Genomic DNA, 23,432 nt, shown 5'->3' on the forward strand with positions numbered 1-23,432 from the left:
TTACTTGATGACAACGCGCAGGAGATCACCTGCGGTGGCAATGGTGGTTGAGCGGTCTTCTTCCACGTAGGCGCGGACCGACTCATCAGCAGCAGCGGCTTTCACGCGGCCATTAACGATGGAAAGTGGCTGGCCCTTGGTGTAGGTTCCGGCCTCCGCAGGCACGTTGAAGAAAACGCCCGGGGTCGGATGCATCGCAACTACCCAGTCGCCGGTGGCAATGACGTCGTCGACCGTTTTGCAACGCAGATAGTCGTAGTTGGCCACGTACAAAATGGCGTCCTCATCACCAGCCACCGACGCAGTGAATTTCTTCGTGGTGTTATCGAAGAAGCCGATCGTGCCCGGTGGTGTTGCTGCGGCTGCGGCACCTTCGCGATGAAGTTGCGGATTAGCAAAGATACCCCCCGCGTTGATCACATGTTTCCCGTCTTTAGCCATTTCTTACTCCGGCATTTCGCTGAAAGATTGGTTGTTGTTCGCCTGGCGGAATACACCATTCAGGCCCGTGGATGTCTGGCACTGTGCGTAGAGTCCATCCAGCGCTGCACCGTCGAGAGCGTTTACTGCGAGGTCGTCCAGGCCAAATTTCGTTTTCACTGCAGCGCGCTTATCGCCCTTCTCTTTGTCGGAGTTGGCGTTGATCTGACTGTTAAGCGCAGTGACCTGCTCGGTAAGTGCTTTTGCCCAAGCTGGCATCTCTTCGTTGTTGGCGACCTGCTCTTTTTTCTTCGGCTTACCGGTTGCCGGGTCGATTTCTTCGTCGCCGTTTTTCTTCGCGGCGGCTTCATCGGTCTTCATCTGGTTGTAAGCGTCCATCAGCTCGGCATCAGATTTGCCCTCAGTCGGCTTACCGGCGGCTTGGAGCGCATTGATAATCAGTTCTTTCATCGGATCGTTCTCTCCGTTGGTTTTAATCTCGTACTCAGTGGGTTTGCGCACGACTTCTACAGGTTCGCCGACGAGCACGGCTTTGCCGCCATCATCGATGAGGTACTTCTGTTTGAAATATTTCGCGTCATCGCGATAGATGAAGGTGTCTGGCCAGACAGACTCGGGCCAGAGCCACTTATCGTCGGTCCGCCCTTCGCGAAGCTTGTCGCTGATGGCGCGCTGGATATCGTCGAAGGAAAAGTTGGAAGCATTGGTGAAGAAGAATCGCGTTTTGTTCAGCAGCCCCTCACGGGTGCAATCGGCGGCATCAGCGAGGCTCGCCACTTCGATTTCCTGCTCTTCGCCCTCGGCATTGACGAAGATGCCGACGCCTTCTGACGGCGTTCCTGCGCCAGGTTCGTCCAGCAGGATCGCTACATGGTCAAAGAACATGTTGGTGGCGATTTCGTTGTACTTTTTACCCTTCGATTCGCCGTTGGCCGCGATGCCGGAATACAGCAGGCCCGTGGAGATGTGGATCGGGTCTGTGTTGGTACCGGCGGCCATCTCATCCAGTCGGTTAACCAGGCGCTTGCCCTTCTCGCTTGACTCGGCGTACTGGCGGTCGACGTACATATCGCCGCTAACTTTACTGTCTGCGTGGGTGCCGTTCTGGAACCAGGCTCCGACGTGGTAGTTGTTCACCGCCCTGACGTCACGCGCCGACACATGCTTGCCATCCACCTTCGGGTGGCCCAGCGGCATCGGGTTACGCTCAAGCGTGTTGTAGGCCTTTTCGATTTCAGCTGCCGGGTACAACTTCCGGTTCATCACGATATCGTCCACAACAGGCGTAATGCCGCGAACCACGATATGTGGCTTGCCGTCGATGATTTCAGTGGTGATATTCGAAGCGGAGTTGACGACGGTCAGCACGTTAACGCGGTTGCGTTTCATGCTGTTTCCTCAAGTTAAACTAATGAGCTATAACTAAAAACGTATGTCTTTTCTGGGTAAAAAAAGGAGTGAGTTAATGGCAATATATAAAGTGACCTATCAAATCAGTGGCGAGTCCACTTATCGAGATGTAAATGTCGAAAGTGACCATGCTTTGACAACTGTAGATAATGAAGTTATCGAAGTGGCAAGTCGTGACTCTGTAAATTTCACCAACAAAACCTCCGGAACATCCTTAGTGGGAATTCGAATAGTGTCCGTAACAGAAGTCATTTAGCGCTACTCCAAAGCTGGCGTTCTTTCGCCAGCTTATCCGCCAGCCCTTCGTTGAATATGCTGCCGTCGTCGTTGAGCAGTACCGGAATCTGGCTGCAATAGCAGTGATATTTGTTACCATCTACCGCATACCAGTCGCGTACCTCTCGGACAGTCCTGACCTTTCCATGCCAGAACGCGTGCGTTGGCCTAGTAGTAGGCTTTAGCGCAGACAGGTGAAGCAGCCCGGTATTCAGACCCAGCCTGTCCACCGCCCAGTCTGTTTCATTCCATTGAGCCTGGCGAAGCGCACCGACCTGCTCGGTCTGAGCGATGTTTTTGGCCTTCGCCATGGACACATCAAGGCGCTTACTGACAATGCTCGCCGTCTCGCTCGGGTTGATGCCGCGTCCGATTGAGTCGGCGATGATATTCGCCAGATCGGCGCGCGCGGTGTCGCTGATACCCTTCCAGTCACTGTAAGTGCTGATATATGCGCTGGCGATCTGGTTCTGATATGCCGCACTGGATAGCAGTTGCTGCAGCGTCGTCTGGCTGGCATATACCGGCGACTGCACCGAAAGGTTAGTAAACGCGTTCAGCGTCCCCCGATCATATTCCGCCGCGACATAATCAAGCGCCCACAGATTCTGGCTTCCGCCATCGAGCAGCACATCATCGAGGATGGTTTGCACGACCTGAAGTAGGTCAGCCAGTTGGGCTGCCGTCATGTCGTAGATATACGTTCCGGCGTTCACCTGGTACAACGACGGTTCCGCGCCATCGTTGTTGCACATCAACCAGGACCGCTCGCCGTTACTTTCGCGCTGCCGCCCGGTTAATCGCTGGTCAAAAAGCACTTTCAGGCGGCGTTTGACGTCGAGATACCGGGTCTCGATATCGTTGAACATGCGGCTTACCTGTCGGCCTGATTGCGTCGGGTCTGCTTTATTGCGCGGTACTATCGGCGTTCCGATTCTCGCCTTTTGCTCCGGCGTCGCTGGAAAGAGGATCATCGGTTGTCACCTTAGCGTTTGGGTCTGGTGGCGGTACTTCTTTGATGGGCTCAAGCTCGCCTACCGCACGCACCTCGTTGGCATCAACAGCTGGGGTGCCGAAGGCCTGCTGGGTCTTCTGCGCCACATCAGCCATCGTCGCCATGTTGGCGAGCTTTTCTTTCTCGCTTGGCGCCAGTAAATCGGACCAGGCCAGCGTCACTTCTCCTGATGTCGGCGGGTCGATAATGCCGACAGTCCAGAACCGCTCAATCACGCGAGTGATAACGTCCGAAAGGAAGCCCCAGCGGCGCTCGTTACAGCGGTTTGCCCAGGCGGTCTTATCTTCCTCTGACGCGAGATTTCCCGTCTGCTTGCCGAACATAATGTTGAACGGGCACTGAATCGTTGAGGAGAAAGAGTTAGCAGATACAGTCCAGCTTGGCGTCGGGTCAGCGGGAGCGACCGAAAGAACAGAAGGTGTGCCTGCCTGCATTACCAGCGCTGCGTCAGTACCCCGGTTCATCTTGGTAACTTTGTCGTTGAGCGCCTCGCCCAGGTCTTTATAACCAGCATCAGTGGCAGCCTTTTTCAGGGCCTCCATATTGGTTTCTTTTTCAAACGCAATACCCAGTTGTCGGCTGGCGTTCTTCAGAAAGCCCTCGGCGCTGCCACCCTTCGTCTTCTCGATGTCCAGGAGGTCGTTATAGCCAGCCTCCAGCAGCGGGATACCGGAGAGAATGTTCTCGTCCTCGGAGCCTTCGCATAGCAGGATGATGCGATCCGGATGCACCTGCACCGAACGCGGACTGCCGTATGTCCCTTCGTCGCCAATAGGTTGCTCGTTAAACTGATAACTCACCGGTTGCCCATAGGTTTCAGACCAGGTATCGATATCCAGATTCCCCGGTTTAATCTGCGGTTCCCACGCTGGAATGAGTTTCACCAGCGCCGCGCTACCGAGTTTTCTCACCACATTGACATCAATTGGCTCACTCCAGTCCCGGCTGTCACGAACCTGGATTAACAGGGCCGAATAGCGGCCAATCATATTGCGGCGATCGGCGTCTTTAATCTTCGCCCAGTGCTTCTTCATCAGCTTGGTGACAGCCTTTTCCCACTCCGTTGTGGTCGTCGACTCCCGGTCTTCGTCACCATCGATGATGGTCGGCTTATCTATCCAGCATGAATCCAGCAGCTTATGCACCGCCGAGAATCCAGTTGATCCACGACGGTACTGGCGATAGAAATTGTCGAAACTTAGCGTTTCAGGGTAACCGAACTCGTCCCATAGCTTCGTGCGTTTCACGTTGCCATTGCGCCCTGCGTACAGCATGCGCTGGCGCCCGATAGCATCAGCAAGGGCGTTAACGAGGAATGAGACCTCGCCTTGTTGTTCACTCACTGATGAGCTCCTTAGAAGAATACTGCGCCGACCTGCTTGCGGTTGTTCTTCGCGACCGCGAAGTAACGGAAGCCATCGGCACCGTGAGAGGTGAAATCGTGAAGCGGTTTATCTTTCCAGCAGCCGCGTTTGTCGTCCCACTCCTTGCGATAACCTTCGAGGTGTGAGATACCCTCTGCGCATTTCTCTTCGTCGAACACGCAGAACGGGAGGATTTCACGCACCGATTCAATACCGGTATCAACCCCCGTTTTAGGCACGACATTAAACGTCATTGAGTACATCTGACCGTCAATTTCATATCCTTCCTGCGCCAGCTCCTTGCGGGACTTAGCGTCGGCTCCGAACTCGCGGTTCTCAATGTCATGCGGCCCCCAGTGCTCACCGTATTCATAACCCCGGTCTTTCAGCACCTTCATGTAATGCCGCAACCCTTCGCCTGAGTTTTCGTAGTAGTCGATGATGTGAAACTCTTCACCAACTTCGCGAACGAACCAGATTGCCGTGGAGTCACCCACGCCAATATCCCAGAACGTATGTACCGGGAGGTGCGAGTTATCAGGGAGTTGTCCGATCCGCTTGTTGGTGTATAGCCAGCGGAACTGTTTGGCGTAGTACGCGCCCTCAACCGACTGCTGGAACGCCTCGGCCGGAATGGTCGGATACTCACGCTTCATGTCGTCGCCGAGCGTTTTCTCTTTGGCGTAGTACCAAGCGCGCTGGCGGTCGTTAACGACGACACCATGCTTCGCTTCCATTTCAGCGAAATAGTCAACCAGACGCTGTGGCAGCGGTTCTACCGGGTCGATGGCATACTGCGGATTCTTCCACCAGGAAAAGAAGAAAAACTTCCAGTCCAGATTGGAAAGCTCCTTGCCCTGCAGCATCGCCTTCTCTGCGTCCTGACAGTAATCATAGAAGTAGCCGGCGCGCCCCTCTGCCGTGCTTTCGAGGGTGATTTTTCCCCCAAGAGGAACGGCTTCAAACGCACCCGTTACGATCTCTTTGGCCTTCTCCGGATACTTTGCGCATATCTTCCCGAACTCAGAGACGTGCAGGCTGTAGAGTGTGCCGCCACGAAATGACGTCGAAACCGTTACGCTGCCACCCTTCGAGAACACGTATTCACTCGTGGTCTCTTTTACCAGGGGGTTCGCCAGCTTTATGTCATCGGTCATTCGCTGATAGGCAAATTGCGTCTTATTGCGAAACAGCCTTTCAGCGTCGGGGAGTGAGTGGGCAATCAGCGCGCATTCTTTTTTGTGGAAGATTGCCAGATCCAACTGGATTATGCAGACCTCAGTGGTGAAGCCCAACTGGCGGGCTTTCAGAATGACGTTGCGATCATGCATCCCATCAAAATACTCCACTTGCTCCGGAGTCATTTTGAACGTCACGCATTTGCCGTTCTTGTCTTTAATTTTGTACAGATTGTTCAGGCGCCAGAACCTGTTTTTCAGGAGAGTTCTCTGCTTTTCAGTTAACACAGCGACTCCTTACAGGTCTTCATCTCCTATCTCGTCCATGACTGAAGCCACTGAGTTGACCGCCACGCCACCAGAATGCTCAACCTTTTGTTTATTGGTATAAGCGTCCCCCACCTCTTTTGCTGCCTGTTCCATCAGTTGAGCCGTCAACGCATAATTGCGCATGGTCTCGGTATTGTTCGCCATGCGATTCAGCGCGCGCAGCCGATAGGCTTTATTCGCGATCGGGATGTCGCTGATCTCTTTCTGAAAGCGCTCACGGGTATCGTTGAACATATCGACCCATTTTTGCGCCAATCCTTTACCGTTCGCTTTCGTGGGGTCGTGGGATTCTACCTGCTGGCGCGTCACCGCGATGCCAAATTCTTTCTTGACGGTGTCGACCACCTGCGATGGAGTATCAAAGCATGCAAGTGACTGAACGATAAACGCTTTCACCTCTCCCTTTAATGCAGCCATCGCTTACCGCCTGTCATAATCAGTCAAAAAATCACGCCAGCCTCAACATGCAAGTCCCGCATGCCCTGGCAATATCAAGATGAGCAACTTCCGCAGGCCTGTTGGCAGCATTAACCAGTTTCTGTACGTCGCGGCTGGCGCCGTAGCGGCGAACTACGCCAACGAACTCTTCGACGTCGTGGCCGCGCAGTGTTAGCACTGGCTGCCCGGTATTTTTGTTGAACTTAGGCGCGCCAAACTCATCTGTAGCCTGGGCGATGTGGTAAAGCTCATGCTCTACCAGTGAGCAGAATTCGAGGTCATGACACTTAGCACAGTAATCGGCGGCCAGCGTAATGATGAATTTCGGTATGCGGCCAAACCATTCATGCATCTGCTGTTCCATTCTGGCTTTCTGCCATCCACCGGCACGCAGCATTACCTGCTCGGCCTGTCCGAGAACATATCGCCCTTTCTTCGCGAATGAGTCAGATGCCCACATAAAGCAAAGGTCAGCATCAATCAGGTGAACGTGGTCAGGGTTATGCAGTTCCCCGGAATCTAACAGGATGTGTTCCGCCACCCATTCGAAAACGCCATCGGCGGGAATGAGCGCGGTGTGTGGTTTCGGTGCTGGGGGGTTCAGGAACAATAATGGTGGATGTGGTCTGTTCATGTACTGGCTCCATAAAATACCGCCTCGATGGCCTCCCAATCCGGTTTTGCCATTTATTCTCTGGTTTCAAGCTCAAATCAGCGCTAATGTTGAATTTTTGGAGGTTGATAATGAGCGTGGTTAAAATTAAGGGCTGCAAATGCCTAAGTCATAATCCAAGAACAATGGTATGCCCGTATGATGTTAAATCACCGCAAAACAGATTTGTTTCAATGGAAGAAGTCATTGTTAACAATGGGCCTCAAGGTTTCTCTCTCGCCAGGATAATGTGGGACGATGCTGCAGATGGCAAAGTAGAGAAAGTATTAGCTATGCGATGGAACGGTTATCTAGAATCTGATGGTCATTTAAACAAGGGACATCCTGTAACTCGCGGATACCCAACATGGTTCATTGTTCCAGTTGAGCTTGAAGAAGCTTTACTCTCTCACAAAGACTATCTGGTGAACATTCCTCAACGACTCGATATGGTCGTCGTTAACAAGTAAGTACAATCGATTTGATTTCACATGTCATCACGATGCCTGCCCATTGTGGTGGCAACAAAAAAGCCCCGCAATTAGCGAGGCCAGTGATTAAATCTGTCGAGAAGTTTTCTGTTTAAATCGGTCGGGGGTTATTTCTCATTATGGCTTCTTCAACATCTGGCGGTAGAGGTTCTCTACCGTGAAAGCCGACCAAATACATATCACCGTTATCAGAGATGTAATTCATTATCGTGAATGCAACTTCACGCAATCGAGGATCTTGAGGGTTGGGAATGTACATAAGCTCACGCCGACCTTCCTCCACGTCGCGGACTTCTCCATTCCACCCCTCTCCAAACAGCATCACATTATGCATAAATTTCCCCTGCTGATATTTAGCAGAAACATTATAACAGGAACTCAGTGAATACCTGCTGTAATATCATAAATAAACAACATCTTAAATGAGCTGACTTAAAACTTCATATACTCGTCTATGTGGTAGAGGTGAATAAATATCTCATCCGGGCCGCCAAAAATTGCAGTTATTGACTCATTATCCCGATCTGAAACTATCACATGCGTCCCATATGTTCCGGGCACATATCCGACATTAACAACATGATCAAGATAATGCTTGAACTGAGCGTGTAACTCCCTGTCCTCTTCCGTTGGGATATTTTCTGTAAGCTCAAAATACCGATATGCCATAAATCCTCCTCGAATGGTTCAAGTCCATAATCAAAGAATTTTGGTAGCACATCAATATCAAAACAACCAAATACCGCCTCATTATCGAAGCCCCTCAGTTAAGGGCTTCTGTGATGAAGAACCGTTGTGAAAGAGGCTCTCAGTACGACTAAGCAGCAAGATTGTGCTGTTCTTCAATAAGCGGTTTGCGGTGATTACGCTCAAACATGCCCTGCAATACTTCTTTGCGCTGCTCAAAGTCCCAACCCATGCTGATGAATACCGTATTAGCTCGCTGCAACTCAGTGATGCAGTGAATCTGCTCAGGCGTCAGGTAATCACGGATCGGCTCTTTCTTTCCGATTTCGTGATGTACGCGAAACTTAGCCGCCGTCATGCCGAGAGCTAACCGGTTAATCAGATCTGCTTCATTGCTGAAGTGATGCGGAGAAATCTGTTTACCCTGGGTCTCTCGCTCATGCTTGATGGCGTCGGTCATGGGTTTGTATTCAAGGCGTGCTGTGTCACGATATGACACGCGAATCTGCTCTTTGGCAGCGATAGCATCGAATGTCCGGATGACATGCAGATGGAATTTGGCGCTTATCCACATGGCGTAGGCATAAACCAACTCTTTGCAGACGTAGGTACCTTGTACCTTTCCACCTCTAATGGTCGTTACGGGAATTCCCGTATCGCTCAACTCTTGAACAAGTTCGGAGGTTTGCTTCAATCTCAACCAGTCGTGCGGGTCGTTTCTACGCTCACTCCCAGCCGCTTTATGCAAATCGTTCAGACAGAAACGACCTTCTTTATCCTGCTTTACTGCCACATCGAAAATTACAATGTTCATACCGGTAGTCCTATAGAGTGTGAGCCTGTCGCACAGAGAAACTCGCCCCAGAGAGGTCCGCACCTTTACGGGTTTCTCTCAGGCTCACTTTCTGTAGGCTCTGGGGTTATTTGCAGCGCGTGCGAGGCGCATACTACTTAGATTTTTTAATAACTTGGCTTTCAACGAAAAAGCCCCGCTATTGCGAGGCTCTTTTTTTTTCTGCTTCCCGGATGTCCGCTTTATCGCGATTGCACTGTCCCAGCGCAGAAAGCAGGCTGACATTCAGATCAAGGCTTGCACCCCATGTCATTGGGTTAGGAATGGATGGCTGCGACGTCTCAGCCGTGAGGTTGTATGGCAACGGGACCACCGGCACCTTGACGTAAACCGTCCGCGTACTGTTGCAACCGCTTAACTGCGCCAGGAGGCACAGCGCGGTGAGTGCAATCATCGTTCGCAACAGCAACTTTGACATCTGCCACGGCCCCCGATGCGTCCAGTGCGATCTGATCTTTTGCACGCTGATTAGCCTCGGATATGGTGTTGAAGATGGAAACGGTAGCCAGTACGTTAGACGTTGTCGCCTGAGATGAATTTACCTGCTGCTCGGCGAATTCTGCACGCGTCTGCTGACGTCCTGCTGTGTTGTGGTAGTGCATCGCCAACCAACTCAGACAAACAATCACGCCTACGACCACCGCAGCGATAATGGCGCTAAGACGGCTCACTTCTGGCCCCACATGCAGACTTCGCGTTCAATCTCGCGGCGTGTTACCAGACCTTTCCACTGCTTGCCTCCGGCATAGGTCCAGCGCCGCAGCTGATCGCATGCGCCTTTCCGGTCACCTTGGTTGATTTTTCTCAGCAGCGTGGAGGTCTGGAAGTTTCCGACGCCAACGTTATAGGCGAACGAGTAAAGCGTGCCGCGCATCGTTTCAGGAATTAGCCTAAGTATGTACGGGTCAATCTGGCGGGCGATGTTGTTCAGATCTTTATTGAGTAGCGCACGGCATTCTGATTCGGTGTAGGTCTTTCCGAGCATAATGTCTTTTCCCGTGTGCCCATAGCAGACCGTCCATACACCAATTACATCCTGATAGGGTTTGTATCTCACACCCTCAAGGCCATCGTTACCGTTCGGGCCAGTAATAAGCGCAGAGGCGACAGCAATCGCACTCCCGGCACCGAGAATGCTGTTTCGCAGTGCTGGAGACATTATTCACCTCGTGCGGCCTTACGCCGATCTTCTTTGATTTTGAAATACAGATTCGTCAGGTATGTAAGCAGACCGAACAGCAGACTACCCAGAACACCAATGGCGGCCCATTGCGACGGCGTCACTTTATCCAGTAGCTGGAGCACCCAATACCCTCCGTTAGCTCCGGCAAAACCGTAGCTCACACCGGTTGATAATTTGTCCATTCGATACATGCTCTCACCTCGCTGTTTGCGGGTGCTGTGTGGGTAGAAAGGGATTCAGGCTCTCGGGCTGCATTTAATAACGAGCCATCTGATGTTGATTCCCGAGACCTGAAATAGAAAAGGCCACGCCTGGGCGCAGCCTAATATAGTGTTTAGAAAAATGAATTAACTACTCAAGCAGCCACTTTGACAGACTACTGCTCGATTGTTTCGATGCCAGTAACCCTGCCATCTGCGATGGTTATGATCTTCCCAGGACACTCAACCGGAGATTTATCACACGCGTAAGTCACTTTTCGGCTGACGAGTTGTTTTTTCGTGTTACTGGAGAATTCATACTTTGCGGGAAGGAACCCATAAGCTGCGTAAGCAACACATTCGCGATCACCCACTGAAACTTGATGCCGCTTGGCCTTTTCGGCTTCTTCTCTTGAAAGAAGCTTCATGGTCACCAGCCGATCCGCATTTTCGGGGAAGTAAAAACCAGGTGAAAATGATGTTTGAGCACACTCATGGAAAACATCGTAGGTTGTCTTTGAATTCCATCCGCTTTCATAAGCGGAAGAAGCACAGCCGGAAATAGCGAACGCGAGGCATAAAATTAACTTCTTCATAATTCATTCCAAATCAATGAGTTGTTGAATGAATATAGCTAACACCCTTTTAAGTGAGATTCAGTGATTTAAAGCAATTACAGAGCGGAAATAGAAAAGGCCCGCCGAAGCGAGCCTTATGCAACACAATTCTGTCAGATGGGCTATGTTGCTCCCATTTGACCTGGATTACCGAAGTGACAGGCAAGTAACGGAGACGCTAATGGTTTGCTCGGTCCACGAGCTAGCCCTGTATTCCGTCAATCGATTTGAGTTGTCATTTTTTATCAACAACATTAATTCTTCATCATTAGCTGGACGCTCAGGGATGAGTTCATTAATAAATAAAGAACCTTCTCTGAGGGACCCGCCTCGGTCTTGTGCGACAGCCTTAAATCTAATTACCGGGCCTTCGACCTCACCACTTGCGAGAACTTTTCGACCATACGCAATCAGTTCCGCTGGCAGTCGATCATCAGTGTCAATGTGATGCTTAAGTGCGTATAGCTCATGATGGTTGTCGTACACGATTAATTCCCTTCCACTTAAAATGTAAGGGTTATATCTATCACGACAGTGCTAAAACAACAAAGTCCCGGCATTTACCGAGACTCTTTATTTAGAGAGTCGACCAAACCTATGGCGACAATATCAGATTTACACGAAATATATGCGTTCTAATCCAGTTTTGCAAGACTTACATCTAAATTTGTCGCCTTTTGTTGTGAACGTGATCGCGTTGCCTGCATTAGGGCCTGGCTATCCAGTCGCTGATAAATGCGTTTCATCTCAACCCAGCGATCTGTGAATGTCTCGGACCAGTTCTTTTGCGTCACCCCAGTCATCGCTGCAAGCTCTTTGTATTCATACGCTCTGCGGCCTGCCAGCTCTCTTTTCACGTCCTGGGCTGCCAGCCAGATCAGAGCTTTCAGGCGTTCAACGGTTTTCCCCGCCACCTTCCGCACACCAAGCTGTTCTTTAAACTCGGCCCAGGCCCATTGGGTAATTGCAACTTGGTATTCGAAGCGGATGTTTTCGCTGTAGTTCCACAGCAACCACGCTTTCTGATGCTCATCAAGTGACATGACAGCACGACGCCATGACGCAGTTAAGAACTCTACCGGGCTAACCAGCGCGATAGATGAACTTTTGGCACGCGATTGCTGTCCGGGGATCGGTGGATTAGACGGATTAACTATGCGCTTTGTTACAGGGTCAACAACTTTCATTCTTCCCCGGCTGCGCGCCGTTGCTGTGAATTTCGCGTTCTCTGCAAATGCCACCAATTGCCCTTTTGTGGCGCCACTCAGATCTGCGGTTGCCACTATGAGTTGCTGGCGTACAAATTCAAGATATTGAGTATTCACGCTGCGGCTCCTGTGGTCTGTTTCTGCTGTGTGGTTTTAACTGGCTTGCTGTGGCGCTTTACTGCTGGCAATTTTGCCCGCGCTACGCTTTCAATTTGGTACCGGATGAAGGGATCGAGGTTCACGCTTCTACCTCCTGCTTTTTCAGATCGCGGAGCTTCGCCCGGTATTCGTCACGGATGCGGATGTAATCATCGCGTTTCCATTTCGGCATTTCGTGCGGGCCCATGAGGGACTCAAAACGCGCTAGGCCGATTTTGGCGATCAGCGCCGGTCTGTATGTGGTGAGATTTCCGGATAGGTGGTTATTGCAGGCAGAGCACTGTTTATGGCAGTTGTCCTCGTTGAAACGCAACTCAGGACTGGCACCAGCCGTGCGGAAGTGCCCGGCGTGATACTGGCCGTCATGGTGACGTCCGCAACTGATGCACGGCAAATCCCTATCCCGGTACCGGATAAACCCGTTGAAAGCGTGCTGTGCCTGCTTGATGAAGTAACTCAGGGGTTTCACTGCCATTCGGCGTTCGGCCTGACGTTGGCGATCGGCTTTCTCTTCCTCAAGTCGGCGCTTTTTCTCCTTCCGTTGCTTCTCGGCTTTGGCCGCGTCATTGGTGGCTTTACCGTGTACGCGGGCACATTCATACGAGCAAACGTATTGCTCAGATCTGGCAGGGTAAAACCATTCACGGCATACGGTGCATTTACGGCGAGGTTTACGCATGCGACCTCCGAGCAGCGAGGCGCAGCCATTTCTGATCGACAAGGTTAGCCGTGTACCCTTTCAGGGTCGGGATTTCGGAGGGCTTTAATTCCTGCTTACGTTTATGGCGCGCGGGCATGCGGAATATGCCGCGCTCAATGACTTTTGCAAGTGGGCTATGCATCATACCTCCTGCTTATCGCGCAGGAGCTGGTATTCACAGCTTTGCGGAATAGTCAAATGGCAACCGATGTTCATCGCCCAGGCTTCGACTTTGCAGAGGAAGATATACATCTCGCCGGTTTCCAGATCGGACGTATGGCGGAGGGATTGCACCGTGGTTATCTCGCCTGAAACAACATCAACGCGGTCTTTGCTTTCGTAGCCAAGATAGGTGTGCTTCATCGCGTCTTTCACCCACTCTGGAGTTGCGAACGTCTTTCCGCGCGCGATGAGGTATTCGCTGATTTCTGTGTACCACATGTGGCTCAGCGCGTTCTGAGAAAGGCTACGCTTCTCTCGCCACGGCTTTACCTGAAGGCGGAAACATTGCCCGGCATCCAGCAACGGCTGAATCTGCTGGCCTATGGCGGCGAAGTTGCCACGGTGGAGTTTGATGCCGTCTGCTGGCAGGTTCATTCGGCCTCCTTAACGGAAACCGCAGAATGCAGAAAATCGCAGGTGCATTTCTGCATCTGTGACAAGGTGAAGAGCTCAGATTGTGGTCGCATTTAATGTCCCCATCAAATGCGCAAAGGTGTTGCCGGGGCTCAATCCGACAACACCTTAATTATGGCTTACTGATAGTGGATTATCAAACGTTACTGATGGAGCTATATCTTGCTTGAAAGGCTGATGAGTGCTATTCCCTGAAATTACTTTCGCACGAAGGGCAACTATCGCAACCACAGTATTCTTCGTAGACACTTTTAATAATGTCTGTCATCTCTCTTCTGTCTTCAAAAGACATCGGGTTGTCTTTTTTGCTGAACTGGTTATTGGCATATTTGTAAGCCCCTTCCAGATCACCATTCCCTTCGTAAATATCATCCTCATGAATCATACACGTAGTAAGCGCACCCACATGCAATAAAACATTCAGGGCAAAATCTCTTTCTTCTTCAATCCTGTCCGAAATACTCATAGTAATCGCCTCAAAATGTAACTTTTGAGTACCATACCCTGTTTTTAATTATGGAGAAAATTAGTTTTGTAAAAGATGTATATAGCCATCACACCTCCTGCTCAGGCGCTGCGGCCGTCGACACGGGCACAGTTCGGCATGCAGGATGGTTTCAGGAAACTCGGGATATTCCTGTTCAATAATTTCCCGGATGTTACGTGCTTCTTTCACAGAGACCTCCCATAGAAAGCCAGCATTCGTTTCATTACCGGGCTCGCTTTGCATTGACTGAAAATGTCGTATTCGTCTTCCGGTTTTCCTTCAGATTTACGCGCCTTGTAGCGAATTGTTCTCCACTTGCGGGAACTGACATAAAGCTCTTTTCCATCAACCATTTTTCTTGCGTTTGTAGAGATGCAGTTCAGCGTAAATCCACAGGTTTTCACGACTTCCATAGGGCTAAAATCATCGTGTGTTTTCAGGTACTCAAGGATTGCTTCTCTGCCCGTCATCTCACACCTTCCCGTTATTTTTGATGTGGTCGTATTTGGCCTTCAGCAGTTGCGCCGGGGTTGGGCCCTGCTCTGCTTTCGGTGCCGGAAGTGATCGCCTGACAGGGGGAATCGGTTGACCAGCGTCGACACGTTTTTCCCAGTACGCCAGCACTTCACCAGCAACCACTTTCAGCTCTTTTTCACTGAGCTGACCGTCGGTGCTTCGGCGACGCAATTCGAGGCAGATGTGATACATGACCGGCTGAGACCATGGGTAATGCTCACTGCTCGGATATTTGAAAATGAGTCGTTGCCACTGCTTGAACTCCGCCATGACGTCATCGACCGAAACGCCAAATGGACGCATTTCCTGTTTGCACCAGGCCACGAACTGACCGGGTGAAGGGAGGAATGGTTTTGACTGGCGGCGCGCTACACGCATACCTGTGCTTACCTGTTCCATGGTGGTAATTCCGTTCTCGGCAAACGCCATCACCCACTGGCGACGGATTTCATCCATCTCGGTCTGGTCACGTCCAGCAAGTGCTGCCGGGAACGCTGCGAGGAGTTGGGTGAAAACACCGTTGATGATCTGCGCAACCTGCTCAACCGCTGGCTTTTCGTCGTACTGTTCCGGCAGGTTGTACGCGATGCGTCGCATCTGCTCACGATCGAAATTGTGCATCTGCTCTGCGAGTGGCTTCATAGTTTCACCCCGTTGATCCAGTCAGTGTTGTTCAGGTCAACCTTCGGTTTTCCGGCACCAGTGGAGGCTGTGCCAGTTTCTGCGCGCTCCATCGTCAGCCTGTCCCACTGCTTGCGCAGGCTGCCAGGACACATGACGTTTTTGTGCCAGAAGTGGTGTCTGCTGGCCCAGTCGAACAGATCGCAAATCTCACGATGCGTGCGCCCGTCAATCTGGTGCGTCAGGCGAACGTCATTCGCCCAGGCTTTCAGGTCAGGTTCTTTGCAGGTCGGGTTGATTTTCTTCACACGGGTGGCGATCCACTCTGCGACCTTCAGGTCGTCAGCGGTTCCCCACTTGGCACCTGACGGTGTGTAAATCACCGCTTCAGGATGAGCAGATAAAAATTTCTTCAGACGGTCGTCAGTGAATTCGCGAGAATTCTTCGACGAAGATCTTTTAATGTCTTTATTGTCTTTTGTAATAGTGTCTTTTGTGTGTCCCTGTTGTGGTGACATGTCTGTCACTACGGTGGTGACACTTTTTGTCACCATAGTAGGGACACTGTCACTATCATGGTGACTGTCACTACGGTGGTGACGATTTGGCCCCGATTTGGGAGCAGGAATATCCCATTCACTGAGGTTTTTGTTCGGGCCAATTAACGCCCCTTCCTCGACAAGAACTCGCATGCTGATCAGCTCTTTTTTGGCTGCGTTGACCTTCTGGCGTGGTAACCTGGTTAACTCAGCAATCTGAGTATCAGCAATGCGGTCCATCTTCTTGTTGAACCCGTAGGTTTTACGGCAAACAGCATGAGCCACCTTGGCCTGATTTTTAGTCAGGTTTGCACCGATAAGCTCTTCGTACAGCTCGTTCGCCAGACGGGTATAACCATCGTCTGTGTCGGCCATGCGTTGCTCCTGTATTCCCAGATCGGCACCGGGAAAGTTGAGAATTTCAGCAGTGTTCACGCTTCCTCCCAACCGCTGTCGCGCATCATAGATTTTTGCTCATCGATGATTGCCATAACCTCTTCCAGCGCCGCAGAGACCACTGTGAGGCGGTTATCTTCGATTTCTGCATCAGCCAGAAGCTCAGCAAGACGACGAGCACGCGACGGGGATAACTGGGGGATGGCAGCGCTACGGGTGAGTTTGCTTTTGCCGGAGGCTTTGGCCTTGTCCATCTGGCGGGTTGCCACGGATGCTGCCTGTGCGCCATGTTCGCGGGAGAGAGCGACGGCGGTAGAGGCCGAGACTTCGCCAGCTTTCACCATGTCGATCAGTTCATCACCGCAGGACAGCAGTTGCAGGTGGTGGTCAACGTCTCCTACAGAACGTTTCACCATCTTCGCGATTTCCACCGGGGTGCGCCCCTGATTCACCAGGCGCTGATACGCTGCGGCACGCTCCAGCGGAGACAGTGCTTTACCCTGGCTACTGGTGATCATGAAGGCGATACGGTCAGCTTCAGAGCCAACGAAGTCTTTGCATTCGATGCGCGCAATTTCGGTACCGGCAGCAGTGGCTGCCAGCGCACCGTAATAGCGGTGGTGACCGTCGATGATTTTTACGCCCCGTTCTGTGACCTGAACGGCAAGAGGCGGAACGAATTCACCGGCAATGAACGCATCGCGGAATTCAGCGACATGCTCCTGGTCAATTTCACGCACGTTGAAGCCAGGTTCGACATACAACTCGCTCAGCGGCACGACGTAAGTTTTGTTAACGGCGGTTCCGGTGCCGTTTTTGTCTTTCTGCTTGTAAAGCTGGTAGAGTGAACTCATAATTAATCCTGTGAATTGATCCAGTCATTTCGCATAGAAAGCCGTTGGTGTTCGAGCACCGCGGCTTTCGCCATTTCAGAACAGCCCTTGCTGATTTCCATGCTTACTGCGCTTCTGTTCTTTCCGTTCCGTTGAGCCGGTCTGTTTTTCAGCCCACAGCTTTGCGTGTCGCATAACATCATCAAACATTCCCCCCTTCTTGCTGGCCTGTGACATGCGCTTGTACATGTCTACTGCCTGCCATGCCCCCCCCCTGAGCCACCGATACCGCGAAGCCCTGGCGGATAAGTTCTTCACGCACGTTCTTTTCGATAAATTCGATGTGGTTCATGGTTTGCTCCGGTTACACAGCGCCGAGCATCGACGTAACAATCGTCATAAGCGGGCCTACCTGCTCCGGCATAAGCCTGAACAACGACGCAATGCCTTCGCTTACCTCTTTCAACTTCTGATGTTCCGGCGCATCAAGCATCACAGCCTGTTTCGCCTCGGCAACTTCTTTCTCTGCTTGCGCCAGTCTGGTCAGCTTGCAGTCGGTTCCGATCAGGCGAGTACGATACTCAAGCGGCAGAACTGCCAAAATCGCCGGTGTCAGTTGTTGAACGCGCTGACGGTACTCTTCGCTGTCAAAGCGGTTGTCGAGAAAGCGAAACAGCTTCTGACGCTGCCGAGATATATCATCTGGAAAGCTGATCCCCTCCCCGCCTCGCTGACGCCATTCTTCGACGATAAGCGCAGCGACTACGTCCTGACCTGCGGAAGCTGACCAGGCGCGTACCGCATCGCGTATGGCGTCGTGATATTCCCCCTGTTTTGTTTGAGCGCGATTTATCATCGCGGCCGGACTGAATCCGTTACTCTGTTGATAAGCAAGTGATTGCATTTGCATTCCCTTGGGGTTAAGGCCGCCGGTCAGGCGGCAGTTAATTTGCAAGTGGTGGGAAAACGTCATCAATGCCAACTGCGGCACCGTGCTTGTTAAGCGCAGCCACAATCTTTCGGCATTGATCGACGCTTAATCCCCTGCGGCCATTCTCGTAATGACAAATGGTCCCAGTTGTTAATCCCAGCTCAATTGCTACCTGGCTCTGTGTCAGGCCAATCCGTTGGCGGATGTTTCTAAGGTTGTTCATTAGCACCTCCCATAAGATGGAATAAATATACATATTGTATTCTTTTCTCGCAAGCAAAATATACATTTTGTGAGTAGCGTAAAAATATACAACTTGTATCATTCAGGTATGACTATGAAATGGTACGACTTAGCTAAGTCCCTGATGAAAAGTCAGGGCATTAATCAGGAACAACTGGCGGAGCATCTTGGGGTAACAAAGGGTGCTGTAAGTCATTGGCTCAATGAACGCCGAGAGCCAAGCCTTTCAGAGATATCGAAGATCCTTTCCTTTCTTGGTAAGAAAAACTTTTCAGTTGGGGCAGGAGGTTTGATTCTCGACGAGAATCTTAAAGGTGACGTGGCGTATGTGAGTCCATATTCCCCAGGAAAAAGATACCCTGTTTTAAGCAGCGTGCAGGCTGGATCATGGAGTGAAGCCATGGAGCCTTACACGCTAAAGGAAATAGACCTTTGGCTGGAGTCAAATGCTCATATCCAAGGTGATGCGTTTTGGCTGTTGGTTGAAGGTGAGTCAATGACCTCACCAGCAGGACTAAGCGTGCCGGAAGGTACATATGTTCTATTCGATACTGGCCGTGAAGCAGTCAATGGTAGCCTGGTGGTCGCTAAACTTTCTGATTCCAACGAAGCCACCTTCAAAAAGCTGGTGATTGATGGCTCTCTGCGCTACCTGAAAGGGCTAAACCCTCAATGGCCACTCGTACCTATCAATGGTAACTGCAGGATTATTGGTGTCGCTGTTGAAACTAAATTGCGGCTAATCTGAATAACGATAAACATAAAGTTGATGGGATATGGATATGCGAAAAATTTTGGCTTTTACTGCCGCTATCTTCTTTACGGTGAACGCACATTCAAGAGAGTTGATACCAGATGAAATCATTGCTGTTGAGTCAACTGTTAAAGAAGGGTTAAAAGACCCTTACTCAGCACATTTCGAACACGGAGACTTCCCTGAGACTGATAAAAACAGCCTTTACTGTGGGTTAGTTAATGCGAAAAATTCTTATGGCGCCTATACAGGAAATCAACTTTTCTCTGTCATGTTAACGAAAAATGACAAGGGAGAATACAGAGCTTTGTCTATGGATAAAAACTACGCTGATGATAAGCCTCTAGATCAAGAGGTCATTGCGGCTTCGTGTGCAAGTGTAGGCTACCCGGTTAAGGTAAAAAAATATCTGGTAAAAAACGTGAACAAGTCACGAAAGGCAAAAGGTTTACCGAATCTTTCACCTGCTCAGATAATCCCCAATTAGTGGTTGATCCCATTCCCGCGCTAAGCATCATCGCTGGGTTGGTTTGAGAGGCTGACTGGTTTGGTAACAAGAAGAGATGCTTTGGTGATGCAGCAGACGGACAGGAATTATGGATAAGATCCAGAACTATGCCTAATTCTGGCAGTTGCTTGTAATGAAGTGGGAGCGAGGGAAGATGACACAGGAAAAACAGATTAACGTGCCAGAGATTGTTATGAATACAACAATTTCTGACTTTAAGCGCTATATGAATTCATTTAACAAATATCAGCACGTTACTTGCTCTGTCTGTTCTGGCACTGAGTGGACAATTAACGCCAGTCCAAGCGATAAAAACAAGCCAGTAATTGTAACGCTACCAATCCCTTTCGTTGAGGGTGCTGGGATTTGGTGTTTCTTCCTCATGTGCCAAACCTGCGGAGAGATGAAACTCATCAATACCAACAAGGTCGCCGAGTGGCTGCATAAGAATAAACCATGATAAACACATGCTTTGATGATGATTTGTTCTTTTTCGACACAACTCGAAAGTCTGCATCTCACCACCAAAAAACAGGTATACTTGAGAATCATAACGGCGACATCATGTTAGTCGCAGAGGCTTTAACCATTCAAATTGAGGAGGAGATAGTGACTACGCCAGAAATGCCGCATCTCAAGGTCCCCCTCACTTTCAAATCTGCGATGTGGCTGGGTATTGGTTTCCTGGCTGTTGCGCTAAGTGGCGCGTGGGCTATGTATGCCCATTTAGATAACAAACTCGAGACTTATAGATCAGGGACGGAGTCGCGCATAGAGGCATCTAGGGCAAGTCTGGATAGCAAAATTGACAGCAAGGTTGATGGTTTAAGATCAGCTACTGATGCGCATTTTGAATCTGCAAGAGTCGAAACTAAGGCAGATAATGCGGCTATAACAAATCAGCTTCAAGCCATCACTAATAGCTTGTCTGAGATAAACGGAAAACTATCTAAAGACAACTAACCCGGCCACCGAGCCGGGTTTTTACTTTTAGTTTCTCGTCAAATCAGCCGGGGCAAACCGCTGCGCTCCCTTACCTGATTCAACATACTCACACCAGTAATCAACATGCGGACCCACGACAGTGTTGGTCTTCCTGACATCTGCAATCCTTACCTTTTCTTTTGTTTTCTTAACAACAACCACTTCTCCGACTCTGAAATCACTCATAATGCCCCCTCCAAAAAGATACAACAACCTATCATGCGACTTATGAAAAGGCACAAACAAAAATAAATTACCTACCACACAAATTCCTTTACATAAACTTACCAGCCATCGGTTTTTTATTGCCCTACTCTTCCAGAAGCTCCACCGCAAGTTCCATCAACTGCAACTGATCCGGATTCCACTTATCAGCTCCCTTCGTCATCTCCGTTCTGATAACATCAGCTATAGCCACCTTCTTGGTTTCATGCCCTCCAGCAACCATCGCAAACACTACATCGCCAACAATCCGGCACATTTCTCTATAGCGTCTTGCTGATTCCTAATTGTATGCCATGTCATCCACCTCAGTAATTGATGTTTTTTTAAGCACAACAGCTTTGTCGACTAAAAATAACAGTCATGAATACAAAATGTTACCCATAAACCGCAAACATAGTATACATTTTGTATTGCACCTAATGAATACGTTTTGTATATTCAACTCATCGCAACGAAACAGCGATGCGGCCACCGGAAGTTAAGCCGCGGCAGACATGAGTCAGCCTGCTTCTTTAACAACTCGGAAATTTGCTCTGCAAATCGGACGGACATTGCGCAGTGCGATCGCTCCCTGCGACATCATGGATGGTGCTACAGGCGAGGCAAGACATACGCCAGCATAGCGATCAAAGCGGAGGGCATAACGATTTGCAGAGTAAATTCAAAAGTCTTTTCAAGCGTCATTCAGTGGCGCTTTATAAAGATTTTTATTTCTTTTTACCCTGACCAAAAGCGCTGCTGATGAATGACAAGTTCGACCGTGATCGGGAAGAAAAGCGCCGCCAGAGGGGGAAAGTGAAGCCGTTGGCGGCACAGGAGAGCAGGCAACCAAACAATAAGTTACCGGTGAGGAGGTATCAGGAAGCGGGATATAAGAATCCTGCCCAGTCATCAAATGAACAGGCAAAAACAGATGCGGCTTTCGAGGAGAGCTGATCTGCTATTGCGCTAACCATCTTGCGGACTGCCTGAGAGTCGACATTAAAAGCTCCAACGTAGGTACCAGTAGGAAGGTCGTAAGTATTGCCGCCTTGGTTTACTTCTTTATGAAACCCTATCGCTCTCATCCTTTCGTAGAGAGCATCGTAATGCTCTGAGTTTGCATCATAAAGTTCTACACGCACCAGAAAGTTTGCCATAAAAACAACCTTACATTGACTATGGAAACAGCAGTCTACGACTTTCCTTTGGTTGTGGAAAGCAAGGAAACCACGCGCCGGGCGCGGGTAAACATCCCGGCATAACCCCTACTCAGCCACTATCAGAAGGTCATCATGTTCACAGGACTGCTTATATGCAAAGCACTGCTCATCATGGTTGGTCTTTCGATGATGGTGCTGATTGCTTACACGGTTTACAAGTACATCGAAGATTGACGTCAAGCCGCGGCCAACTTAAAGCGGCGCACTGAATCGGAGGAGTTATGTAACAGGTAACAGTGACAACTGAAAACCAATATTCAGCCCCGGATTATGCCGGGGCACACGATGAGGTTGCTTTAGATTGGTTTGTGCTCATCAATGTTTGCAAGAGTCATCCCACGCTCAACAACTCCGTTTTGGTAACGAACATCAAACCGAGTTAACTGAGGCGTTGTTGGATTATTTAAATTCTCAACAGTGCCCCAAACACCTGGTTTATGGCGAAGAGTGACTTTATCACCAACGATAATTTGGCTCATTTTCATTCCTTATGTAGTTGATTTAACTGAATGACTATATCAGAACCTCACGCCCCCCCCTTTCACCTGCAAATTATTCTTGAGTTTATACCTCAGTCGCTTCACCGAGGCGGCTTAGTTATGACAAACACAGGCGCCCATCCAGCGCCTTTTTTTATGCGCAAAGGTTAATAGCTCCGCTGGCCGGCGATAAGGCGAAGAGGAAACTATGAGTACGCATTGTGAAAATTGCGGCTGCAAAATCCGCTCTGGTTACTGCACAAACTGCCAGGAAGAAGCGTATATCTCATTCGTCCAGGCTCCTGAAATGGAGTTCAGCGAAGATTTCATGCGTAAAGCGTGGGAGCAGGAAGCTGAACGTCCCGCTGAGGAGAGGAAAGCCATGAGCAACTCTCCTGTCGTCACCCACCAAGGCAAGCAGTACACAGTACGACCGCTTGCTGATGGTCATCACTGGCAGCTGTCGGAAGTTGACTGCCCACGCAATGCGTTCACCATGAATCGCGACTACATGGTACTCGCAGGATTCCGTCACATCGTGGAGGTGAAATCGTGAGCCTTCATCATTATGGTACGCAAACAGTTAATCGCGGCGCTGTGCAGCCAGGAATGCTCGTAAAGTATAAAGATTCAACCTGGACTGCATCAGCACACAAACGCGGGAAGTTATATCTTCACCGAGGCTGCGAGCGAACCTACACAAAAGAGTTGCTCGTTGAGGTTTATCTCGATGGTCGAGGTAATGGGCTAAGCCATTAGGTAGTCACTTATTTGGTCCATGCGGGGCTAACGTAAACTCAAGGTGATATATCTTCCCGTCCGGTGCCTTGAAGTCCACATCAAATCCTCCTGGTGGATTGAACGGATCGGGGGCGT

At 50.2% G+C, this 23,432-nt stretch carries 38 protein-coding genes; 7 read left to right on the forward strand and 31 right to left on the reverse strand.

Going from position 1 to position 23,432, the window contains the following annotated elements; genetic code table 11:
• Both N7922_RS13905 and N7922_RS13910 read right to left on the reverse strand, forming a co-directional pair.
• Positions 1-441, reverse strand: coding sequence for a hypothetical protein (locus N7922_RS13905; RefSeq protein ID WP_263096851.1), 441 nt, complete (start codon positions 439-441; stop codon positions 1-3).
• A gap of 3 nt (positions 442-444) precedes the next feature.
• Positions 445-1,830, reverse strand: coding sequence for a DUF2213 domain-containing protein (locus N7922_RS13910; protein WP_263096852.1), 1,386 nt, complete (start codon positions 1,828-1,830; stop codon positions 445-447).
• Positions 1,831-1,906: 76 nt separating this feature from the next.
• Here N7922_RS13910 and N7922_RS13915 point away from each other — a divergent pair, with 76 nt between their 5' ends.
• A complete protein-coding gene (locus tag N7922_RS13915; protein WP_263096853.1) occupies positions 1,907-2,107 on the forward strand; it encodes a hypothetical protein in 201 nt (66 codons plus the stop codon).
• Here the strand turns inward: N7922_RS13915 and N7922_RS13920 are convergent.
• Genes N7922_RS13920 through N7922_RS13940 form a run of 5 tightly spaced genes read right to left on the reverse strand, consistent with a single transcriptional unit; the run spans position 2,100 to position 7,086 of the window.
• The gene (locus tag N7922_RS13920) at positions 2,100-3,101 is read right to left on the reverse strand and encodes a phage head morphogenesis protein (RefSeq protein WP_263096854.1); all 1,002 of its coding nucleotides are present in this window, start codon (positions 3,099-3,101) and stop codon (positions 2,100-2,102) included. The genes N7922_RS13915 and N7922_RS13920 overlap by 8 nt on opposite strands.
• Entirely contained in the window at positions 3,034-4,485 is a 1,452-nt protein-coding gene (locus tag N7922_RS13925) for a DUF1073 domain-containing protein (RefSeq protein ID WP_263096855.1), read from the reverse strand. The genes N7922_RS13920 and N7922_RS13925 overlap by 68 nt, the downstream gene beginning before the upstream one ends.
• 11 nt (positions 4,486-4,496) lie before the next feature.
• Entirely contained in the window at positions 4,497-5,972 is a 1,476-nt protein-coding gene (locus tag N7922_RS13930; protein WP_263096856.1) for a terminase, read from the reverse strand.
• 9 nt (positions 5,973-5,981) lie between these two features.
• Positions 5,982-6,431, reverse strand: a complete 450-nt coding sequence (locus N7922_RS13935; protein ID WP_263096857.1) for a DUF2280 domain-containing protein — start codon at positions 6,429-6,431, stop codon at positions 5,982-5,984.
• A 31-nt stretch (positions 6,432-6,462) separates the two neighbouring features.
• On the reverse strand, positions 6,463-7,086 hold the full coding sequence (locus N7922_RS13940) for a putative metallopeptidase (protein ID WP_263096858.1): 624 nt from the start codon (positions 7,084-7,086) through the stop codon (positions 6,463-6,465).
• Between the two features lie 110 nt (positions 7,087-7,196).
• Between N7922_RS13940 and N7922_RS13945 the strand changes: the two genes are divergently transcribed.
• The gene (locus N7922_RS13945) at positions 7,197-7,574 is read left to right on the forward strand and encodes a hypothetical protein (protein WP_263096859.1); all 378 of its coding nucleotides are present in this window, start codon (positions 7,197-7,199) and stop codon (positions 7,572-7,574) included.
• A gap of 112 nt (positions 7,575-7,686) precedes the next feature.
• Here the strand turns inward: N7922_RS13945 and N7922_RS13950 are convergent, their stop codons facing one another.
• From N7922_RS13950 to N7922_RS14045, 20 genes are all read right to left on the reverse strand, one after another.
• On the reverse strand, positions 7,687-7,929 hold the full coding sequence (locus N7922_RS13950; protein ID WP_263096860.1) for a hypothetical protein: 243 nt from the start codon (positions 7,927-7,929) through the stop codon (positions 7,687-7,689).
• A 98-nt stretch (positions 7,930-8,027) separates the two neighbouring features.
• Positions 8,028-8,264: a hypothetical protein gene (locus N7922_RS13955; RefSeq protein WP_263096861.1), complete on the reverse strand. Its 237-nt coding sequence runs from the start codon at positions 8,262-8,264 to the stop codon at positions 8,028-8,030.
• Positions 8,265-8,412: 148 nt separating this feature from the next.
• Positions 8,413-9,096, reverse strand: a complete 684-nt coding sequence (locus N7922_RS13960; RefSeq protein WP_263096863.1) for a KilA-N domain-containing protein — start codon at positions 9,094-9,096, stop codon at positions 8,413-8,415.
• A gap of 178 nt (positions 9,097-9,274) precedes the next feature.
• Positions 9,275-9,529: a peptidase gene (locus tag N7922_RS13965; protein ID WP_263096864.1), complete on the reverse strand. Its 255-nt coding sequence runs from the start codon at positions 9,527-9,529 to the stop codon at positions 9,275-9,277.
• Positions 9,417-9,806, reverse strand: coding sequence for a DUF2570 domain-containing protein (locus tag N7922_RS13970; RefSeq protein ID WP_263096865.1), 390 nt, complete (start codon positions 9,804-9,806; stop codon positions 9,417-9,419). Before N7922_RS13970 ends, N7922_RS13965 begins: the two co-directional genes overlap by 113 nt.
• Complete coding sequence (locus N7922_RS13975) at positions 9,803-10,294, reverse strand: lysozyme (RefSeq protein WP_263096866.1); 492 nt, start codon at positions 10,292-10,294, stop codon at positions 9,803-9,805. The genes N7922_RS13970 and N7922_RS13975 overlap by 4 nt, the downstream gene beginning before the upstream one ends.
• Positions 10,294-10,509, reverse strand: coding sequence for a class II holin family protein (locus N7922_RS13980; protein ID WP_263096867.1), 216 nt, complete (start codon positions 10,507-10,509; stop codon positions 10,294-10,296). Before N7922_RS13980 ends, N7922_RS13975 begins: the two co-directional genes overlap by 1 nt.
• Before the next feature lie 185 nt (positions 10,510-10,694).
• Complete coding sequence (locus tag N7922_RS13985; RefSeq protein WP_263096868.1) at positions 10,695-11,114, reverse strand: hypothetical protein; 420 nt, start codon at positions 11,112-11,114, stop codon at positions 10,695-10,697.
• 656 nt (positions 11,115-11,770) lie between these two features.
• Positions 11,771-12,460, reverse strand: a complete 690-nt coding sequence (locus tag N7922_RS13990; protein WP_263096869.1) for a bacteriophage antitermination protein Q — start codon at positions 12,458-12,460, stop codon at positions 11,771-11,773.
• Positions 12,461-12,581: 121 nt separating this feature from the next.
• Positions 12,582-13,181, reverse strand: coding sequence for a recombination protein NinG (locus N7922_RS13995; RefSeq protein WP_263096870.1), 600 nt, complete (start codon positions 13,179-13,181; stop codon positions 12,582-12,584).
• A complete protein-coding gene (locus N7922_RS14000) occupies positions 13,174-13,344 on the reverse strand; it encodes a NinE family protein (RefSeq protein ID WP_263100909.1) in 171 nt (56 codons plus the stop codon). Before N7922_RS14000 ends, N7922_RS13995 begins: the two co-directional genes overlap by 8 nt.
• Positions 13,344-13,799: a YbcN family protein gene (locus N7922_RS14005; protein WP_263096871.1), complete on the reverse strand. Its 456-nt coding sequence runs from the start codon at positions 13,797-13,799 to the stop codon at positions 13,344-13,346. The genes N7922_RS14000 and N7922_RS14005 overlap by 1 nt, the downstream gene beginning before the upstream one ends.
• Positions 13,800-14,022: 223 nt before the next feature.
• Positions 14,023-14,304, reverse strand: coding sequence for a hypothetical protein (locus N7922_RS14010; protein WP_263096872.1), 282 nt, complete (start codon positions 14,302-14,304; stop codon positions 14,023-14,025).
• A 206-nt stretch (positions 14,305-14,510) separates the two neighbouring features.
• Positions 14,511-14,795 carry a protein ren gene (locus tag N7922_RS14015; protein WP_263096873.1) on the reverse strand — a complete coding sequence of 95 codons (285 nt, stop codon included), beginning with the start codon at positions 14,793-14,795 and terminating at the stop codon, positions 14,511-14,513.
• Between the two features lies 1 nt (position 14,796).
• Entirely contained in the window at positions 14,797-15,483 is a 687-nt protein-coding gene (locus N7922_RS14020; protein WP_263096874.1) for a replication protein P, read from the reverse strand.
• Positions 15,480-16,436, reverse strand: coding sequence for a replication protein (locus tag N7922_RS14025; RefSeq protein ID WP_263096875.1), 957 nt, complete (start codon positions 16,434-16,436; stop codon positions 15,480-15,482). The genes N7922_RS14020 and N7922_RS14025 overlap by 4 nt, the downstream gene beginning before the upstream one ends.
• Positions 16,433-17,251 carry a ParB/RepB/Spo0J family partition protein gene (locus tag N7922_RS14030; protein WP_263096876.1) on the reverse strand — a complete coding sequence of 273 codons (819 nt, stop codon included), beginning with the start codon at positions 17,249-17,251 and terminating at the stop codon, positions 16,433-16,435. The genes N7922_RS14025 and N7922_RS14030 overlap by 4 nt, the downstream gene beginning before the upstream one ends.
• Before the next feature lie 181 nt (positions 17,252-17,432).
• Complete coding sequence (locus N7922_RS14035) at positions 17,433-17,582, reverse strand: hypothetical protein (RefSeq protein WP_263096877.1); 150 nt, start codon at positions 17,580-17,582, stop codon at positions 17,433-17,435.
• Between the two features lie 12 nt (positions 17,583-17,594).
• Positions 17,595-18,134 (reverse strand): toxin YdaT domain-containing protein, encoded by a 540-nt coding sequence (locus N7922_RS14040; protein ID WP_263100910.1) that lies wholly within the window; start codon positions 18,132-18,134, stop codon positions 17,595-17,597.
• Between the two features lie 40 nt (positions 18,135-18,174).
• Positions 18,175-18,486 carry a helix-turn-helix transcriptional regulator gene (locus N7922_RS14045; protein WP_411554140.1) on the reverse strand — a complete coding sequence of 104 codons (312 nt, stop codon included), beginning with the start codon at positions 18,484-18,486 and terminating at the stop codon, positions 18,175-18,177.
• Between the two features lie 6 nt (positions 18,487-18,492).
• Here N7922_RS14045 and N7922_RS14050 point away from each other — a divergent pair, with 6 nt between their 5' ends.
• The 4 genes from N7922_RS14050 (at position 18,493) to N7922_RS14065 (ending at position 20,629) form a co-directional block, all read left to right on the forward strand.
• Positions 18,493-19,152 (forward strand): LexA family protein, encoded by a 660-nt coding sequence (locus N7922_RS14050; RefSeq protein ID WP_263096879.1) that lies wholly within the window; start codon positions 18,493-18,495, stop codon positions 19,150-19,152.
• Positions 19,153-19,186: 34 nt separating this feature from the next.
• On the forward strand, positions 19,187-19,645 hold the full coding sequence (locus tag N7922_RS14055) for a hypothetical protein (protein WP_263096880.1): 459 nt from the start codon (positions 19,187-19,189) through the stop codon (positions 19,643-19,645).
• Between the two features lie 175 nt (positions 19,646-19,820).
• Positions 19,821-20,126 carry a hypothetical protein gene (locus tag N7922_RS14060; RefSeq protein ID WP_263096881.1) on the forward strand — a complete coding sequence of 102 codons (306 nt, stop codon included), beginning with the start codon at positions 19,821-19,823 and terminating at the stop codon, positions 20,124-20,126.
• The gene (locus N7922_RS14065) at positions 20,123-20,629 is read left to right on the forward strand and encodes a hypothetical protein (protein WP_263096882.1); all 507 of its coding nucleotides are present in this window, start codon (positions 20,123-20,125) and stop codon (positions 20,627-20,629) included. Before N7922_RS14060 ends, N7922_RS14065 begins: the two co-directional genes overlap by 4 nt.
• 27 nt (positions 20,630-20,656) lie before the next feature.
• On the opposite strand, the gene N7922_RS14070 is transcribed toward N7922_RS14065, so the two are convergent.
• The 4 genes from N7922_RS14070 to N7922_RS14085 form a co-directional block, all read right to left on the reverse strand.
• A complete protein-coding gene (locus N7922_RS14070) occupies positions 20,657-20,914 on the reverse strand; it encodes a hypothetical protein (protein ID WP_263096883.1) in 258 nt (85 codons plus the stop codon).
• A gap of 46 nt (positions 20,915-20,960) precedes the next feature.
• The gene (locus tag N7922_RS14075) at positions 20,961-21,131 is read right to left on the reverse strand and encodes a DUF2767 family protein (RefSeq protein WP_317633840.1); all 171 of its coding nucleotides are present in this window, start codon (positions 21,129-21,131) and stop codon (positions 20,961-20,963) included.
• 601 nt (positions 21,132-21,732) lie between these two features.
• On the reverse strand, positions 21,733-22,014 hold the full coding sequence (locus tag N7922_RS14080; protein WP_263096884.1) for a DUF2622 domain-containing protein: 282 nt from the start codon (positions 22,012-22,014) through the stop codon (positions 21,733-21,735).
• Between the two features lie 359 nt (positions 22,015-22,373).
• Positions 22,374-22,556 carry a hypothetical protein gene (locus tag N7922_RS14085; RefSeq protein ID WP_263096886.1) on the reverse strand — a complete coding sequence of 61 codons (183 nt, stop codon included), beginning with the start codon at positions 22,554-22,556 and terminating at the stop codon, positions 22,374-22,376.
• A 208-nt stretch (positions 22,557-22,764) separates the two neighbouring features.
• Here N7922_RS14085 and N7922_RS14090 point away from each other — a divergent pair, with 208 nt between their 5' ends.
• A complete protein-coding gene (locus N7922_RS14090; RefSeq protein ID WP_263096887.1) occupies positions 22,765-23,112 on the forward strand; it encodes a hypothetical protein in 348 nt (115 codons plus the stop codon).
• The last annotated feature ends 320 nt before the right edge of the window (positions 23,113-23,432 follow it).

It is taken from the genome of Kosakonia sp. ML.JS2a (assembly GCF_025642095.1).
Taxonomy (GTDB): domain Bacteria; phylum Pseudomonadota; class Gammaproteobacteria; order Enterobacterales; family Enterobacteriaceae.

Excerpts from the sequence above, each read along its gene's own strand:
- N7922_RS14045 (WP_411554140.1), bottom strand. The coding sequence starts at position 18,486 with ATGATACAAGTTGTATATTTTTACGCTACTCACAAAATGTATATTTTG.
- N7922_RS14005 (WP_263096871.1), bottom strand. The coding sequence starts at position 13,799 with ATGAACCTGCCAGCAGACGGCATCAAACTCCACCGTGGCAACTTCGCC.
- N7922_RS13915 (WP_263096853.1), top strand. The coding sequence starts at position 1,907 with ATGGCAATATATAAAGTGACCTATCAAATCAGTGGCGAGTCCACTTAT.
- N7922_RS13980 (WP_263096867.1), bottom strand. The coding sequence starts at position 10,509 with ATGTATCGAATGGACAAATTATCAACCGGTGTGAGCTACGGTTTTGCC.
- N7922_RS14030 (WP_263096876.1), bottom strand. The coding sequence starts at position 17,251 with ATGAGTTCACTCTACCAGCTTTACAAGCAGAAAGACAAAAACGGCACC.
- N7922_RS14010 (WP_263096872.1), bottom strand. The coding sequence starts at position 14,304 with ATGAGTATTTCGGACAGGATTGAAGAAGAAAGAGATTTTGCCCTGAAT.
- N7922_RS13920 (WP_263096854.1), bottom strand. The coding sequence starts at position 3,101 with ATGATCCTCTTTCCAGCGACGCCGGAGCAAAAGGCGAGAATCGGAACG.
- N7922_RS14015 (WP_263096873.1), bottom strand. The coding sequence starts at position 14,795 with ATGACGGGCAGAGAAGCAATCCTTGAGTACCTGAAAACACACGATGAT.
- N7922_RS14080 (WP_263096884.1), bottom strand. The coding sequence starts at position 22,014 with ATGGCAAACTTTCTGGTGCGTGTAGAACTTTATGATGCAAACTCAGAG.
- N7922_RS14085 (WP_263096886.1), bottom strand. The coding sequence starts at position 22,556 with ATGAGCCAAATTATCGTTGGTGATAAAGTCACTCTTCGCCATAAACCA.
- N7922_RS13935 (WP_263096857.1), bottom strand. The coding sequence starts at position 6,431 with ATGGCTGCATTAAAGGGAGAGGTGAAAGCGTTTATCGTTCAGTCACTT.
- N7922_RS13950 (WP_263096860.1), bottom strand. The coding sequence starts at position 7,929 with ATGCATAATGTGATGCTGTTTGGAGAGGGGTGGAATGGAGAAGTCCGC.
- N7922_RS13910 (WP_263096852.1), bottom strand. The coding sequence starts at position 1,830 with ATGAAACGCAACCGCGTTAACGTGCTGACCGTCGTCAACTCCGCTTCG.
- N7922_RS14040 (WP_263100910.1), bottom strand. The coding sequence starts at position 18,134 with ATGCAATCACTTGCTTATCAACAGAGTAACGGATTCAGTCCGGCCGCG.
- N7922_RS14090 (WP_263096887.1), top strand. The coding sequence starts at position 22,765 with ATGAGTACGCATTGTGAAAATTGCGGCTGCAAAATCCGCTCTGGTTAC.
- N7922_RS13985 (WP_263096868.1), bottom strand. The coding sequence starts at position 11,114 with ATGAAGAAGTTAATTTTATGCCTCGCGTTCGCTATTTCCGGCTGTGCT.
- N7922_RS14065 (WP_263096882.1), top strand. The coding sequence starts at position 20,123 with ATGATAAACACATGCTTTGATGATGATTTGTTCTTTTTCGACACAACT.
- N7922_RS13940 (WP_263096858.1), bottom strand. The coding sequence starts at position 7,086 with ATGAACAGACCACATCCACCATTATTGTTCCTGAACCCCCCAGCACCG.
- N7922_RS13960 (WP_263096863.1), bottom strand. The coding sequence starts at position 9,096 with ATGAACATTGTAATTTTCGATGTGGCAGTAAAGCAGGATAAAGAAGGT.
- N7922_RS14050 (WP_263096879.1), top strand. The coding sequence starts at position 18,493 with ATGACTATGAAATGGTACGACTTAGCTAAGTCCCTGATGAAAAGTCAG.
- N7922_RS13955 (WP_263096861.1), bottom strand. The coding sequence starts at position 8,264 with ATGGCATATCGGTATTTTGAGCTTACAGAAAATATCCCAACGGAAGAG.
- N7922_RS14075 (WP_317633840.1), bottom strand. The coding sequence starts at position 21,131 with ATGTGCCGGATTGTTGGCGATGTAGTGTTTGCGATGGTTGCTGGAGGG.
- N7922_RS14000 (WP_263100909.1), bottom strand. The coding sequence starts at position 13,344 with ATGCATAGCCCACTTGCAAAAGTCATTGAGCGCGGCATATTCCGCATG.
- N7922_RS14035 (WP_263096877.1), bottom strand. The coding sequence starts at position 17,582 with ATGAACCACATCGAATTTATCGAAAAGAACGTGCGTGAAGAACTTATC.
- N7922_RS14055 (WP_263096880.1), top strand. The coding sequence starts at position 19,187 with ATGCGAAAAATTTTGGCTTTTACTGCCGCTATCTTCTTTACGGTGAAC.
- N7922_RS13995 (WP_263096870.1), bottom strand. The coding sequence starts at position 13,181 with ATGCGTAAACCTCGCCGTAAATGCACCGTATGCCGTGAATGGTTTTAC.
- N7922_RS13975 (WP_263096866.1), bottom strand. The coding sequence starts at position 10,294 with ATGTCTCCAGCACTGCGAAACAGCATTCTCGGTGCCGGGAGTGCGATT.
- N7922_RS14020 (WP_263096874.1), bottom strand. The coding sequence starts at position 15,483 with ATGAAGCCACTCGCAGAGCAGATGCACAATTTCGATCGTGAGCAGATG.
- N7922_RS13945 (WP_263096859.1), top strand. The coding sequence starts at position 7,197 with ATGAGCGTGGTTAAAATTAAGGGCTGCAAATGCCTAAGTCATAATCCA.
- N7922_RS13965 (WP_263096864.1), bottom strand. The coding sequence starts at position 9,529 with ATGATTGCACTCACCGCGCTGTGCCTCCTGGCGCAGTTAAGCGGTTGC.
- N7922_RS13905 (WP_263096851.1), bottom strand. The coding sequence starts at position 441 with ATGGCTAAAGACGGGAAACATGTGATCAACGCGGGGGGTATCTTTGCT.
- N7922_RS14060 (WP_263096881.1), top strand. The coding sequence starts at position 19,821 with ATGACACAGGAAAAACAGATTAACGTGCCAGAGATTGTTATGAATACA.